Source organism: Microcoleus sp. bin48.metabat.b7b8b9.023, from assembly GCF_013299185.1.
GTDB lineage: Bacteria > Cyanobacteriota > Cyanobacteriia > Cyanobacteriales > Microcoleaceae > Microcoleus.
The window spans coordinates 28,555-42,251 of sequence record NZ_JAAFKG010000024.1; the positions used below are offsets into that span (position 1 = coordinate 28,555).

Sequence of the window (13,697 nt, forward strand, 5' to 3'; positions counted from 1 at the left end):
GCGTTGAACTTCAACCAGTCCTAGACGCAAATATCAGATAAAATCAAGGCACGTAGTTGCGCTTCAGCGCTCTTTCATAGATCTGCCAAGAGCGCTAAAGCGCAACTACGTACCTAAGAATTAACTTTGATCGGAGTACCAAATTCTTGGTTTCATAGCAAAACTTGACAAAACTTTGTTGTTTTTATAACAACTTTAAAATATTATTGCCATGTCAAAACAACAGCCAAATCCCGCAGAATTCAGCAGCTTTGCCGATTGGTGCTTGCACAAAGACAGCCTTTCAAAAGAAGCAAGACATACAGTTGATGCGATGTTAGAATTCGCTGGCACTTCTGACATTAATCAAGCGAACCAGATACTATCAAGTAGCAATCATCTGAATCTCTCCGACAATCAAATATCAGACATCACACCCCTACAATCTCTGACTAATTTAACTATTCTGAATCTGTCGGACAATCAAATATCAGACATCACACCGCTACAATCTCTGACTAATTTGAAAGAGCTGATTTTCCACAAAAATCAAATATCAGACATCACACCCCTGCAATCTCTGACTAATTTGACTTCTCTGTCTCTGTACAACAATCAAATATCAGACATCACACCCCTACAATCTCTCACTAATTTGACTAAGCTGATTCTGGGCGGCAATCAAATATCAGACATCACACCCCTGCAATCTCTCACTAATTTGACTTCTCTGAATTTGTCCGACAATCAAATATCAAACCTCACACCCCTGCAATCTCTGACTAATTTGACTTCTCTGTCTCTGAACCACAATCAAATATCAGACATCACACCCCTACAATCTCTGACTAATTTGACTGCTCTGATTCTGCACAAAAATCAAATATCAGACATCACTCCCTTGCAATCTCTGACTAATTTGAATTGTCTGAATCTGGACTTTACACCCCAACAAAAGGCTCTCATCGAAGCCTTGCGTCATTCGTGGGAATTTCTCGCCAACTCTAGCGAATTCATAAATCATTCTCAAGCCGCAGCCGCCGTTAAAAATGCCTACCACACCCTAGATTTAGCAGCCCCAGAAATAACTTTTTGCAGTAGCCCCAACGAAGTATTCGCACAATTACCAATGCTGAAATATTCACTAAAGGAAACAGGGTTGAGCAACCGACTTGAGAAACAGGTAAAAGACGCGCTGCACCCCTTCTCCTTAACAGCATTGCCGCCGGAACTTTCGGAGTTAATTATATGGCAGGAACAGCTAGAACAACAATTCAAAGCAAACTTTTCCGATTATCATAATTACTCAAAGTCGATAGTGAATCCGAAATGCTTGTTTCATGCTGTCGCTGTTGGTGAATTGTATGTTTCTGCCTCGGGCAGGGCGCTGAAACCAGAGGCACAAAAAGCTTTTGAATATATCAAACAGATTCTAGCAGAATGTGACTGGATTTTTGCGTTTGAGAATGTCTGCTATGTGTGTTCGCGCCCAACCAAACTTTCCCTAGACAGCGAGTACCGCCTCCACGCAGAAGGGGAAAGTGCACTGGAATTTAACGACGGTTACAAACTCTACTCTTACCACGGTGTAAATTTGCCCGAAAAATACGGACAAGTTCACCCCAATCAATGGGAAGCTACTTGGATTTTAGAAGAAGAAAATGCCGAACTCAGGCGAGTGTTAATTCAGGGAATTGGTTACGCTAGAATTTGTCAAGAATTGCAAGCAACAGAATTAGATATTTGGCAAGAATACACGCTGCTAAGAATTGATTCTGATATTGATGGTTTTGAACCCGAGGAAAAAGAGCCAATTTACTTGTTAAAAATGACTTGTCCCAGCACCAGATTTATTCATGCTTTGCGGGTTCGGCCTGATATGCAATCTGCAAGGGAAGCGATTCGTTGGGTGAATTGGGATGTCGATTATGAGGAGTTTTCCGTGCAAACTTGACGGAACTTATAATATCGTGTCCGGTCGATTGACTGTCATAAGTAAGGTTCGTAGTGTGGACTTTAGTCCGCAGTATGTTGCGGACTAAAGTCCACACTACGAACGGTTTTTGTTATGGTAATCGACCGGACGTGATATAAATTGGTCTTCTTCCGGCTTCAAAAGTAGAATTAGCAGTAAAATTTTCTTTGCTATTTCCTAAGATGATTGAGACATTATTATATTTCAGTATTGGTTGCTGCTAATTCTAATTTGCCATCACTGTTAATGTCAGTAGGCTACCTCGAAACTTTTGCTACGCGCGAGCAATGATTTGTCAATAAAAACTAATCGCGATCGGTTATGCTAAATCATCCTTTAATAGCAAAGTTCGCTAGGGCCTCCCGGAATTGCACCACGCTGTTTGAGCATCTGTTTTTGGGCTGGTGTAAAGTCAGGATTTCCCTCTAAAATTGTGATTCTTGCACCCTCTAACTTTGCTCCATCTAACTTAATTTGATTGCTGGAAAGAAAGCACATTTTGGCATTTCTCAGGTCAGCACCGCTGAAATCTGCATTCACAGTTTTTGCGTTACTGAGTTGCGCGCCGAATAAGTTAGCATTTTGCAAATTTGTACCGCTCAATTCTGCGTATGGTAAGTCTGCATTTTGCAGGTTAGCATTCTGAAGTTGAGCATTAGATAGAATGATATTTGGTAAACCAGCATCGGTTAAATTTGATTCTCTCAGATTAGCAGCTTGAAAGTTGGGAGGGCTTCCCCCAGAGCTGCTTGTGCCACTCAAATTGGCTTTTCTAAGATTGGCATTCCTGAAATTTGCACTGGCGATATTGGAGTTATTGAGGTTAGCCCCTTCAAATTCGCCACCACTAAAATCTGCATTTGCAAATGCAAAGACACAATTAGCACACTGCTTGGTCAAACGAAATCGCATCGGATCTAGTTGACTAAATATCAGGAGGAATCCAATGTACAATAAAGATAAAATTATGCCGATCGCGATCGCAATAAACAGCAAAATCTGAGGTAAACTGGGATAGCCATATAAGTTGATATATTTCATTGCTGAAACAGTAAGAATAACGCCGATCGCAATTCCGATCAAAATTAACATAAAACCTCTCAGCAAACGATAGTTTCAGTTCTGCCCGATCCAAAATTATCAAAGCCGATTATTGACTTTTGTTTGTAGTATGCTAGTATTATGTAGTGACCGCGAATCAGGCTCGATTTAGCAAAACCACCAACCAAAATTAATAAAAACCTATGCAACCCATCCGACAAGGCGACGTAATTCTCACCCCCGTACCGCAAATCCAAGGTGACAAAAAACCTCATCTCACCCTCGCCGAAGGTGAAGTCACGGGACATTCTCACCAGATTGTTGAGGGGCAGGCTGAACTGTACGAAAAAGACGGTACCCTGTACTTGCGAGTGCTTTCGCCGACAGCTTTATTGAGTCACGAAGAACACAAAGCGATCGCCATTCCAGAAGGTAATTGGATGGTACGGATTCAGCGCGAATACGAACCCCAAGGCTGGAGGTATGTCGCAGACTAAGGTTAAAAAACTCACGCCAGCACAAGAGGCTGAGATTCCAGTTTATCGCGACAAGTGGAGGGCGATCGCACTTTCGACTGGCCCGATCGATCGCTCTCAAGCTGCGGAAACCATTACATTAGCTTACAGGGCGAGCGGCAAACAAGCACCGGAAATCATTTTTTGCGATCGTCCCTACCAAGCCGCTAACATCATCGACAGCCACGCAGACAAGCCCAGGAGTCACTTCCGCAGCCAATTAGAGAGCAAAGTACGCAGCGAATTTGAAAAACAACTGCTGACTTGTCTGCGCGGACAACTCGAAAACCAGCTAAAACGTCAACTGCAAAATCAACTCGAAAATGAACTTTACACCCAACTGCAAAGCCAACTGTGGAGTCCCCTCCGCGAGCATTTAGCGATGGAAATAGCCAGCAAATTGCCGATCGATTTAAGCGGACAGCGGGCCCGGTATTTGCACTACACTCATCTCAACAAACAACTAGATAATTGCATTCAACCGGAATTGTGGGCTGGTGGCGGGAGTTTGTTAGATTTTTGCATTTCTGTGTTGAATTGCGCGCACTCCTACGGCAATATCTGGACAATTTTTCAATCGCTTGTCAAGACTTGTGGCTGGATTTTTCCCTATGACAAAGTTTGCGTTGTGTGCGAAAAGCCGATCGCACTTTCTGCAGACAGCAACCACCGTTTACACGCCGAAGCAGCACCCGCCGTACAATTTGCCGACGGTTTTGCGATTTACGCCTATCACGGCGTGATTTTACCCGAATGGTACGGCCGCCTGCAACCGCACGAGTGGCAGTCTAAATGGCTGTTGAAGGAGCACAACGCTCTTGTTCGGCGAGCCTTAATTCAGGGCATCGGGTGCGATCGGATTTGTCAAGAACTAGCAGCCACTGAATTAGACACTTGGCAGGAATATACCCTGTTAAAAATGGATTTTGAGGACGATTTCGACGACTCGGGGATGCCATTACCAGTTTTTTTGTTAAAAATGACCTGTCCGAGCACTGGGTTCGTTCATGCCCTGCGAGTTCCTCCAAATATGACATCTGCACAAGAGGCAATTTGCTGGGTAAACTGGGGAATTGAACCAGAGGAGTTTTCCGTGCAAACTTGACTATTTCTCTTTACCAACAAGCCTGTTAGTTCGTTTCCGGTTGCATTGGAATGATTTAACTTTTCTAGAGCGCAGAGGACACAGAGGGAGAGAATAGAGAGATGAATAATTCCGATGCTACCGGATTTGATATTAGTTCGTCCTTCCGAAAGCCCGCCAGGGGTTTAAACCCACGGGGCTTTTAGCTAAAGTCCGTTAAAACGGACTGGTAGTATTAAAACATCCCACAAATGAACAGCAAATATTTTATGAAATTGCGCTCTCACCTGCTTAATTTCTGTTTAAAATCCAATACAAAAATCTTTTTTTTACAGTCCAAGCAGTCGCCAGCCCCGGACAGCACTACAAAAGTAAAACTGAGATGCTCCATAGGACGACCGACCTGATATAATCAATTAAAAATTAATACCCTTGCCACTATATCATGACTAGCCCTACTGCAACTCTTTTGATTTCCTGTCCCGATCGCAAAGGGCTTGTCGCCTTACTTGCTAATTTTATCGCTTCCCATAATGGCAATATTATCCACGCAGATCACCATACTGATTTTGCCGCCGGATTATTTTTAAGTCGTCTGGAATGGCAATTAGACGGTTTTGACTTAAGCATCGAAGAAATGACAGATGCTTTTACTGAACTTGCCAAGGATTTACAAGCAAATTGGCAATTACAGTTCTCTGAAGAAGTTCGACGGATTGCGATATGGGTTAGCCACCAAGATCATTGCTTGTTAGATTTGATTTGGCGACAACGTTCTAAGGAAATGCCTGCGAAAATCCCCCTGATTATCAGCAACCATGAAAAGTTAAAGCCCATTGCCGAACAATATGGTATCGATTTTGAGTATATTCCCATTAATAAAGAGAGCAAGGCTATTCAAGAAGCACAACAGTTAGATACTCTCAAGAAATATAACATCGATTTAGTAGTATTGGCAAAATATATGCAAATTTTGAGTCAAGATTTTATGCGCCAATTTCCCAATGTGATTAATATTCACCATTCATTCTTACCCGCGTTTGTGGGGGCGAATCCCTACGAAAGGGCTTACGAAAGAGGAGTGAAAATTATTGGTGCCACAGCCCACTATGTGACGCCAGATCTAGATGCTGGCCCGATTATTGAGCAAGATGTCGTGCGCGTGAGTCACCGCGATGAAGTGTCGGACTTGATTCGGAAAGGTAAAGATTTAGAACGGATTGTTTTGGCAAGGGCGGTGCGATATCATTTACAAAATCGTGTTTTGGTTTATGGCAATCGCACTGTTGTTTTTGCTTGATTTTTTGAGTTAAATTGTGAGTGGGTTGCTCTGATTGTAGGATGAGTTTTCCAGCCAATCCTACAATAAAAAATAATTTTTGTGGGACAGGCATCTTGCCTGTCCAGCTATTTTTGTAAGAGGTATGATAAGCAATCATAGAAAGATGCGAGGTGCCTGAAATAGTTCCTCGCATTCGATCGCTCTCACGAGATTACCAGAAGAAATAATTGGTTGAAAGCGTCTCCGTTTGGCGTAGAAATTAAAATCAGACAATTCATTATTCCAATCCTAGAACTTCCAGGTAGAGGTTGCTGTCAACTGTCAACTGTCAACTGTCAACTGTCAACTGAATCAAATCCGGGCGGATAATGTTTCGACGTAAGCGCGATCGATCAATTGGCGAGCAACCGTCTGAATTCCGGTATGCTCGTAATAATTGGTAGTCATGTCCAAAAAGGCGGCGACATAATCCAATTTGTCATCGGTAACATCGACGTATTGCTTGAGGCTGCCTAAAACTGTGGCGGGAGTTAAGCCGCGAGATACCACTAAATTGTTCATCCAACCTTGGGCTGAGGCGAAGGTTGCTGTCACGAATCCGAATTTTTGTGCATTGTTGGCGCCGGGAATTAGGTTGCTGATGTTTTGGAAGGTTGAGTTTTGCTGCAAGGTTCCAGGATTTACGCCGCTTAGGGTATTTTGCGCTACTTTGATAAAGTCTGGGCCGAGGGGAATTAAGCCGTCAGCGCATACTAATGCAGCCATCCGCATTAGAGATGCGCCTTTGTATTGTGATAAGTAATTGGTAAAGCTTCCCACGTTTTCAAGGGAAATTTTGTTGAGTTTGCAGAAGACGATGAGCTCGATCGCCACTTTGACGCATAAGTCGATCGTTTGAGTGGTATCAGCCTTGGGAGTCAGGCGGCTCATAAACGACAGAAAGCCGATTTTTTCGCCGATTTTATTCGCCATAGCCGTCGCGCCCAAGGCACTGTCAGCACTGTCTGCAAGCTGGTAAAGCTTTACTGCGCCTTGATAGGGCTCGTTGGAGTTGGCGTAAAGCTCGATCGCCCGGGCGCGAATTTTTTCGACTAAAGCGCGATCGGTTTCCCCTGTGAGCGATCGAATAGTATTATCAAAACCAGATAAATTATTCCACTCCCCCGGAACCACAAAATCGAGAGATTTCAACATCATCACAGTCACGCCACCAGACGGCAAATTGTCAACCAATTCCACAATAGACTTGCTCACAACAAACTCCTGAATAGCCACATTTAAAAGTATTCTTCCAAATACTCCAACTCCCAGAAATCCGATTCCAGATTTCCCGGTAATCTCATCTGAGATCTAATGCTGGCAGTCAGATAGGTTCGTAGTGAGGACTTTAGTCCGCATCAGATAGGTTCGTAGTGAGGACTTTAGTCCGCATCAGATAGGTTCGTAGTGAGGACTTTCGTCCGCATCAGATAGGTTCGTAGTGAGGACTTTCGTCCGCATCAGATAGGTTCGTAGTGAGGACTTTCGTCCGCATCAGATAGGTTCGTAGTGAGGACTTTAGTCCGCATCAGATAGGTTCGTAGTGAGGACTTTAGTCCGCATCAGATAGGTTCGTAGTGAGGACTTTAGTCTGCATCCAAAAAAGGACTGATTTGCTTCTAGCGAGGACTTTAGTCCGCATCCAAGAAAGGACTGAAGTCCTCACTACGAACCTTGTAAAGTTTGATTATCTCAACTCACTCAAAATTACCAAAACGTGTTAAAGTTGATGGCGCTAAATCGAAAACAATAAAATATGACTGTTGCAGTTAACAAAACTCCGGGATTAGCATCGCGTTTAGTAAATGGCGTACTCTCCATCAAACCTTTGGCCGCTCTAGCCAAGCACCAAGCGCGGGAAATGATGATAAACAGAGCCGAAAAAATCGGAGTGCATTGGCGAGAAGAAGCCCAAGCACTTTTGTCCCGAAATTGGGATGCAGAATTGCTCAGCGTAGAAAATCCCGATTTGGTTTACCCGAAATATTATCTAACTTCATTTCACGCTTACGAAAAAGGTAATATGAGTTGGGAAGCTGCCACAGAAGTTGAAGTTGCAGCCCGTGCAGTGCACGCCGGAATTTGGCCAGAAGCGGGTGCAGAAGGCGATGCTAAACTCCGCGCCAGCTATCACGAAATCGTCAAAGCTCAAATTTCTCAAACACCGCAAGATATTGTCGATTTGGGATGCAGTGTGGGAATGAGTACGTTTGCGCTTGGGGATGTTTACCCGGAAGCAAAGATGACTGGGGTGGATTTGTCGCCTTATTTTTTGTCCGTTGCTCAATACCGTTCCCAACAGCGAGAAGCGGAATTTTCTAATCAAAAATCTCCAATTTGGGTGCACGCTGCTGCTGAATCTACTGGTTTACCTGCGGCTTCTTTTGATTTAGTTTCTATTTGTTTAGTTTGTCACGAATTGCCGGAGAAAGCTTCTAAGGCAGTATTCCGGGAAGCGAGGCGTTTGCTGCGCGCTGGCGGACATTTGACAATTATGGATATGAATCCTCAGTCGGAAGTTTATGCCAAAATGCCTCCTTATATTTTGACTTTGCTCAAGAGTACGGAGCCTTATTTGGATCAGTATTTTGGGTTGGATATTGAGCAGGCTTTGGTTGATTCGGGTTTTGCGGTGCCGACAATCACTTGCAATACTCTCAGACACCGGACTGTTGTTGCTCAAGCAATATAGCAGTTTTAAGTTGACTGAATTACAGATGTTTGGGTAGGACATGGCAGTGCCGTGTCCCTACTGTATTTCAGTAAAGGTTGATGTGCAAAAACTGTTGGCTGTCAATGATGCTCGAAAACTAAATTCGATCGCAAATGTGGTAGAATTAATACTCAGACAGCAGTCTTAGCTATATCGTGTTGAGAGAAACCTAAAAAAAGGATATCATCATGAACCCGACAGCCCCCCCTCAAAAAATTATTGATTGTTTGCAGGTTATTTTGGATGCCACAGCCTCAAAAAATTACGAGCTGTTTACCACGGTGGGCGATGCAGGCTACAAAGCGGGAATTACACAAGAAATGTTCGATAATGTTAGCGATGAACTCGGTTCGCGCCTGCAAAACGGATATTCAATTAGTTATTTTGGTGAATTGACACAAGAGGGTTTTCAGGTTTATTTGTGGAAGCTGAGTTTTGCAGATGGTGGAGATGAATTTGTGGCACGCATGACGATGAATGGAGACAAGGTTGCTGGGATCTTCATCGCATAATATCTATTACTTGATATGGCGTTCGACTGAATGTCAAGGCGTCAGCCCACAACTTTCAAGCGAAACCTATCTGGTGTAACAAAGGTGGTGCCTTTTGGTACCCTGAAATTTATGTGCGATCGCTAGACAAGTTAACGCGAGACAAATAGGTTTTAATAGATATAGCGGTTCTCAGAAAGATGAGGTATGTTGTTGGGCTTGGGCCCTCTTGGTTTAAGGGTTGTGTGGGCTGTCAGTTATACCTCATCTTTTTGAGAAAGGCTATAGTTGTTGTCATACATAGAATTATGGTACAGGTTAAAATCTCCGGTTTGAGAGAGCATCTCGATCCCATTAAGCCTCAACTCTCCGATGTCATTAATTCCTGTGTCGTAGATGCACTTCATTATCCACCTGATAAACGTTCACACCGTTTCTTTCTGTTCGACTCCTCTGATTTTTTTTATCCAACAGGGCGCACAGAACGTTACACTATCATTGAGGTGAGCATGATTGAAGGACGCAGTGTCGAGACGAAAAAGCAGTTGATTCGTTTATTGTTTGAGCGATTACAGCCCTTTGGAATTTCCACACAGGATTTAGAAATCACGATTTTTGAGAATCCTAAACACAATTGGGGTTTTCGGGGCTTACCGGGTGATGAACATCAACTCAATTATAAAATCGAAGTGTAGCCGATCGCTCTTAACTTACAACAAAGCGGTCGATCGAGCTTTATTGTCGATCGACCGCCAATCTCTCCCCTCAGTGAAAAAACCAACTTCACCCCTCATCCACCCCGCAACTGCTTGACCAAGTGAACTAACTCTGGTAAAATTAGCTTTTCCACAGCTAGTTTCACGCCATTACTAGATCCAGGAAGAGAAAAGACTAACTTGCCTTGATACACGCCTGCAACAGCCCGAGATGCGATCGCCCTCGAACCAATTTCTTGATAGCTCAAAAACCGAAATATCTCGCCAAATCCAGGTAAAATCCTGTCGAGCAAACTCTCCATCACATCGTAGGTAGTATCTCGTGGAGAAATACCCGTCCCGCCACTCAAAACTATCGCATCCACATCTTCGCGCTGGGCAAGCGCCTGCATTTGCAATACAATTTTTGCAGCATCATCTTTAACAACAGTGTAAGCTACCACAGAGTGACCTGCATCTTTTAGCAATTTTTTCGTTAACAAACCGCTATTGTCTGTGTCAGCAGAGCGCGTATCGCTAACAGTCATGATAGCGCAATTTACGGTTATTTTAGATAAATCGGGGTGAGGAATTTGCGTCATTGTTTCTTGTCGTAAGTAATCGGCAACCAGCAATCGGCTATCGGCCAATTACCAATTACCAACTACCAATTATTAACTATCTATTATGCCTTGCTAAATCCTAAGCCGTTTGCTTCCGAGTAGCGTTCCATAAAACGCATAAAGCGTTCCCAGTCAGCGGCACTTTTCATCAGATAAAGAGCTTCCAAACCCGCAGGTTGACCGTTGATGAACTTAGCCTTAACTTCGCGAGTCAGAAGTTCGCCTTCTTCGTCGATCATGTACATTCCAGTAATGTCTTGGGTGCTATCGTTGCTGAGAGATTTCGGATTTTCAAAGATAAATGTGGCAGTGCCTTGAGCTCCGCTTTTAGAACGAGTTAGGCGGACTTCGGGTACAGTATCTTCGTCTATACCCCGGGAGAATTGAATTTTAGCCATAATCTGAGAGTGGAACCTTAAAGATTGCTGAATTTCTTAATCTTTTAATCATAAAACGATTTGGACGCTCCCAAGTCAAGACTTGGGGAGATTGTGCGATGGGGATCGGGGGAGAGGGGCTATTTTTCAGGTACGTAGTTGCGCTTGAGCGCTCTTTCTGGGATATCGGAAAGAGCGAAGACAGCGCAACAGGTATGTAGTTGGGCTTTAGCCCTCTTTCTGGGATATCGGAAAGAGCGAAGACAGCGCAACTACGTACCTTTGAGTTGCCTGAGCCCTGGCTCTCTCCTTCACTATTGGCTGTTGGGGTTTAGTACTTTTTCCCATATCTCACAAAGAGCGCTGAAGCGCAACTACGTACCAAAGAGAGCGCCCAAGCGCAACTACATACCTTTAGACGATGTAGGGAGAGTTAATTGGCTCCGCGCCCTTTGTGGCTACCAGAGTTTGGTAGACGAGGGCGGATATCTCGGCGCGGGTGATGTCGCGGGCGGGGGAAAGCTTGTCCCGCGCGGGATAGTTGACTACGATTTTGCGCTCTGTGGCGGTGGCGATGGAGTCGGTGGAAAAACTGGGAATTAAAGCCCGATCGGCATAAACGCTCAAAGAATTAGGATTGCCGCCTTTAAACTGCAAGCCGTTTATCAATGATACGATCGCCTGAGCTTTAGTCAAATTCTGTTCCGGGCGAAACGTGCTGTCGGGATATCCAACCAAAAACCCGCCTCGATTCGCTTTGACGATCGCACTTTGGGCCCAAAAATCCGCCGCCACATCCTTAAAAACCGTTGCTTCACGGCGCGGCGCCAACTCAAACGCCTTCGCCAGCAACGCCGCATACTGAGCCCTAGTTAAACTCTCGTCAGGTTTAAAAGTGCCGTCGGGAAACCCGTTAACAATATTCATCTTAGCGAGGCGATCGATAAAATCCTTAGCCCAGTGAGTGCTGATATCGCTAAACTTTACACCCCCAGGAGTCGGAGTTGGAGTTGGAGTTGGAGTTGGAGTTGGAGTTGGAGTTGGAGTTGGAGTTGGAGTTGGGGTTGGGGTTGGAGTTGGCGTCACATTTCCCAACTCAAATAAACCTTTTACCCGCGAAGGATTGAGTTGATTTCCCAGGGCAAAAATCTTAGTCGCAGTAGCATTTTGCAAATCAAATTCGCCATTGTTAGCAAAAATATTTCCCCCTAAATCTTGAGCCGTACCAAGATCTGGCAGAGATTTTTCCACCGCAGTCAAACCATCTTCGGTATTTTTTTCAATGCGATTCTTCCGCACAACCGGCTTAGAGTTCCCCGTTAAAACGATACCGGAGCGATTGGCGATAATTTGGTTTTCAACAATCAAAGGAGCCGATTGAGCTTGCAGAGAAATGCCGAAACCAGTATTTTGAAAAAGATTGCGCCGGATTACGCCCTTAGCACTCCCCGCCATAATTACCCCAGCGGCAGAGTTTTGAATAAATATGTTGTCCAGAATCGCCGGATTGGCATTTCCTGTGGCAAATACGCCTTCGCGCTTGGAAAGCGTGAAAGTGCAGCCAGCAACAGTAGGAGAAGTTGACTCCATCCAGACAGCAGTACCGCGAATATCTAGATTAGTGACAGTTACTCCCCGCAATTCTGCATCAGTTGCTAGCAGTAGAGTGATATTTTGACTTGCAGCGGTGGGACTGACAAATTTGCCACTTCCTTGAATTAGAGTACCGCTTCCTTTGTTGGCTTCATTGCCGATTACTTTGACTCCTGAGGAAATTTCTAAGGGGAATTGTTCGCCGCTGGCTGCGCTGTAAGTTCCCGCTGCTAGCTGAATAACTGTTCCCGATGCAGCGCGGCTGATAGCGCGGGCGATCGTTTTGAATGGAGCAGATTGGCTGCCGGCTGCTGCATCGCTGCCTGTTTGGGGGTTAACGTAAAGTGTTGCCATGTTGTTGCTATATGGATAATTTGCGATCGACTTTTGGGCAATTTACATTCTGTACGAATTTGACTGCGGATATATATTTAGCTTTGATTGGGAAGACAGCCATAGGGGATGACAACCCCAGGGGGATTGCCCCTACAAAATACTTGATTTCTCGTTCCCCGAAATAGCAGGTACCCGACTTCTTGAAGAAGTCGGATACCTGGGCAAGCTTTTCTGTATTTAAATTATTTGTCAAAACACAATTCCCCAATGAGTGGGGTGGGCGTCCCGCCCGCCCTTAACATACAATTTAAATGCGATCGAGCTTATTAAGCTTTTTCATTCGGATCGAGTCGAGATTCCCTGCCCAAAAACCTTCACCGCTTCAGCCAAATCAGTTTCGCCCATCAAAATGCAGCGTTTTAGCAAATCAATATCCAGCGTTTCCAATCCTGACAGTTGACTCTGAATTACTTCTTGATATCCATCTTCCCCAAGATGATATAGCCGCAATGTGCCATCCTCCCAAAACCAGATTTCTGGTACACCCAAAGCCCGATATTTTGGCAACTTAATCAGTCCACCGCTAGTATAAACTACCTCGATCGACAAATCGGGAATCAACTTAGGTTGTCCCAAACAAAAGGATTTGTCGGCTTGGGTTGAAACTTCTCCCGTTTTCTCCTGCGTCATGGAACCAGAAGGGTAAAACCTAATGCCTTGCGCCAGCAAAAAAGTTGTCACCAAGTAACCAATGATTTCCGAAAAATTTTGGTGTGGGAATCCCGGCATCAGAATTTCGATCGCACCTGCAAAAAAAGACAACTTTACCCCAGGGGAATCTTCCGAACCTTTCTGGATTAACTTGAATTGCTCCCAGGTGCCATTGAGCACCACTCGTCCATCGAGAATTTCGCGATCGAGAACTTGTGTCATTGAACCGCACCATTATCTCCT

The 13,697-nt window shown here is 44.4% G+C and carries 14 protein-coding genes; 8 read left to right on the top strand and 6 right to left on the bottom strand.

Features of this window, described 5'->3' with window-relative positions; genetic code table 11:
- Positions 1-211 precede the first annotated feature (211 nt).
- Positions 212-1,933, top strand: coding sequence for a leucine-rich repeat domain-containing protein (locus tag QZW82_RS15415; protein ID WP_293149564.1), 1,722 nt, complete (start codon positions 212-214; stop codon positions 1,931-1,933).
- A 357-nt stretch (positions 1,934-2,290) separates the two neighbouring features.
- Here QZW82_RS15415 and QZW82_RS15420 read toward each other — a convergent pair whose 3' ends face one another.
- Complete coding sequence (locus QZW82_RS15420; RefSeq protein WP_293149566.1) at positions 2,291-3,046, bottom strand: pentapeptide repeat-containing protein; 756 nt, start codon at positions 3,044-3,046, stop codon at positions 2,291-2,293.
- A 152-nt stretch (positions 3,047-3,198) separates the two neighbouring features.
- Here QZW82_RS15420 and QZW82_RS15425 point away from each other — a divergent pair, with 152 nt between their 5' ends.
- From QZW82_RS15425 to QZW82_RS15440, 4 genes are all read left to right on the top strand, one after another.
- Positions 3,199-3,492, top strand: a complete 294-nt coding sequence (locus QZW82_RS15425; protein WP_293149568.1) for a hypothetical protein — start codon at positions 3,199-3,201, stop codon at positions 3,490-3,492.
- Positions 3,479-4,615: a DUF6745 domain-containing protein gene (locus tag QZW82_RS15430; protein WP_293149570.1), complete on the top strand. Its 1,137-nt coding sequence runs from the start codon at positions 3,479-3,481 to the stop codon at positions 4,613-4,615. The genes QZW82_RS15425 and QZW82_RS15430 overlap by 14 nt, the downstream gene beginning before the upstream one ends.
- A gap of 424 nt (positions 4,616-5,039) precedes the next feature.
- On the top strand, positions 5,040-5,894 hold the full coding sequence (purU, locus tag QZW82_RS15435; RefSeq protein ID WP_293149572.1) for a formyltetrahydrofolate deformylase: 855 nt from the start codon (positions 5,040-5,042) through the stop codon (positions 5,892-5,894).
- 213 nt (positions 5,895-6,107) lie between these two features.
- Positions 6,108-6,245, top strand: coding sequence for a hypothetical protein (locus QZW82_RS15440; RefSeq protein WP_293149574.1), 138 nt, complete (start codon positions 6,108-6,110; stop codon positions 6,243-6,245).
- Here QZW82_RS15440 and QZW82_RS15445 read toward each other — a convergent pair.
- Positions 6,228-7,130 (bottom strand): hypothetical protein, encoded by a 903-nt coding sequence (locus QZW82_RS15445; RefSeq protein WP_293149576.1) that lies wholly within the window; start codon positions 7,128-7,130, stop codon positions 6,228-6,230. The two genes, QZW82_RS15440 and QZW82_RS15445, sit on opposite strands and share 18 nt — an antisense overlap.
- A 541-nt stretch (positions 7,131-7,671) precedes the next feature.
- Between QZW82_RS15445 and QZW82_RS15450 the strand changes: the two genes are divergently transcribed.
- From QZW82_RS15450 to QZW82_RS15460, 3 genes are all read left to right on the top strand, one after another.
- Complete coding sequence (locus tag QZW82_RS15450) at positions 7,672-8,607, top strand: class I SAM-dependent methyltransferase (RefSeq protein ID WP_293149578.1); 936 nt, start codon at positions 7,672-7,674, stop codon at positions 8,605-8,607.
- Between the two features lie 209 nt (positions 8,608-8,816).
- The gene (locus QZW82_RS15455; RefSeq protein WP_293149580.1) at positions 8,817-9,140 is read left to right on the top strand and encodes a hypothetical protein; all 324 of its coding nucleotides are present in this window, start codon (positions 8,817-8,819) and stop codon (positions 9,138-9,140) included.
- 287 nt (positions 9,141-9,427) lie between these two features.
- Positions 9,428-9,814: a tautomerase family protein gene (locus tag QZW82_RS15460; RefSeq protein WP_293149582.1), complete on the top strand. Its 387-nt coding sequence runs from the start codon at positions 9,428-9,430 to the stop codon at positions 9,812-9,814.
- A 95-nt stretch (positions 9,815-9,909) separates the two neighbouring features.
- On the opposite strand, the gene QZW82_RS15465 is transcribed toward QZW82_RS15460, so the two are convergent.
- From QZW82_RS15465 to QZW82_RS15480, 4 genes are all read right to left on the bottom strand, one after another.
- The gene (locus QZW82_RS15465) at positions 9,910-10,416 is read right to left on the bottom strand and encodes a MogA/MoaB family molybdenum cofactor biosynthesis protein (protein WP_293149586.1); all 507 of its coding nucleotides are present in this window, start codon (positions 10,414-10,416) and stop codon (positions 9,910-9,912) included.
- Positions 10,417-10,499: 83 nt separating this feature from the next.
- A complete protein-coding gene (gene psb28, locus QZW82_RS15470; RefSeq protein WP_293149588.1) occupies positions 10,500-10,835 on the bottom strand; it encodes a photosystem II reaction center protein Psb28 in 336 nt (111 codons plus the stop codon).
- A gap of 393 nt (positions 10,836-11,228) precedes the next feature.
- Positions 11,229-12,761, bottom strand: a complete 1,533-nt coding sequence (locus tag QZW82_RS15475; protein ID WP_293149590.1) for a DUF1565 domain-containing protein — start codon at positions 12,759-12,761, stop codon at positions 11,229-11,231.
- 318 nt (positions 12,762-13,079) lie between these two features.
- Complete coding sequence (locus tag QZW82_RS15480; RefSeq protein WP_293149592.1) at positions 13,080-13,676, bottom strand: Uma2 family endonuclease; 597 nt, start codon at positions 13,674-13,676, stop codon at positions 13,080-13,082.
- Positions 13,677-13,697: the final 21 nt, after the last annotated feature.

Bases quoted from the DNA above. Each gene is read 5' to 3' on its own strand.
- QZW82_RS15465 (WP_293149586.1), bottom strand. From the start codon at position 10,416: ATGACGCAAATTCCTCACCCCGATTTATCTAAAATAACCGTAAATTGC.
- QZW82_RS15450 (WP_293149578.1), top strand. From the start codon at position 7,672: ATGACTGTTGCAGTTAACAAAACTCCGGGATTAGCATCGCGTTTAGTA.
- psb28 (WP_293149588.1), bottom strand. From the start codon at position 10,835: ATGGCTAAAATTCAATTCTCCCGGGGTATAGACGAAGATACTGTACCC.
- QZW82_RS15420 (WP_293149566.1), bottom strand. From the start codon at position 3,046: ATGTTAATTTTGATCGGAATTGCGATCGGCGTTATTCTTACTGTTTCA.
- purU (WP_293149572.1), top strand. From the start codon at position 5,040: ATGACTAGCCCTACTGCAACTCTTTTGATTTCCTGTCCCGATCGCAAA.
- QZW82_RS15425 (WP_293149568.1), top strand. From the start codon at position 3,199: ATGCAACCCATCCGACAAGGCGACGTAATTCTCACCCCCGTACCGCAA.
- QZW82_RS15460 (WP_293149582.1), top strand. From the start codon at position 9,428: ATGGTACAGGTTAAAATCTCCGGTTTGAGAGAGCATCTCGATCCCATT.
- QZW82_RS15430 (WP_293149570.1), top strand. From the start codon at position 3,479: ATGTCGCAGACTAAGGTTAAAAAACTCACGCCAGCACAAGAGGCTGAG.
- QZW82_RS15455 (WP_293149580.1), top strand. From the start codon at position 8,817: ATGAACCCGACAGCCCCCCCTCAAAAAATTATTGATTGTTTGCAGGTT.
- QZW82_RS15480 (WP_293149592.1), bottom strand. From the start codon at position 13,676: ATGACACAAGTTCTCGATCGCGAAATTCTCGATGGACGAGTGGTGCTC.
- QZW82_RS15475 (WP_293149590.1), bottom strand. From the start codon at position 12,761: ATGGCAACACTTTACGTTAACCCCCAAACAGGCAGCGATGCAGCAGCC.
- QZW82_RS15415 (WP_293149564.1), top strand. From the start codon at position 212: ATGTCAAAACAACAGCCAAATCCCGCAGAATTCAGCAGCTTTGCCGAT.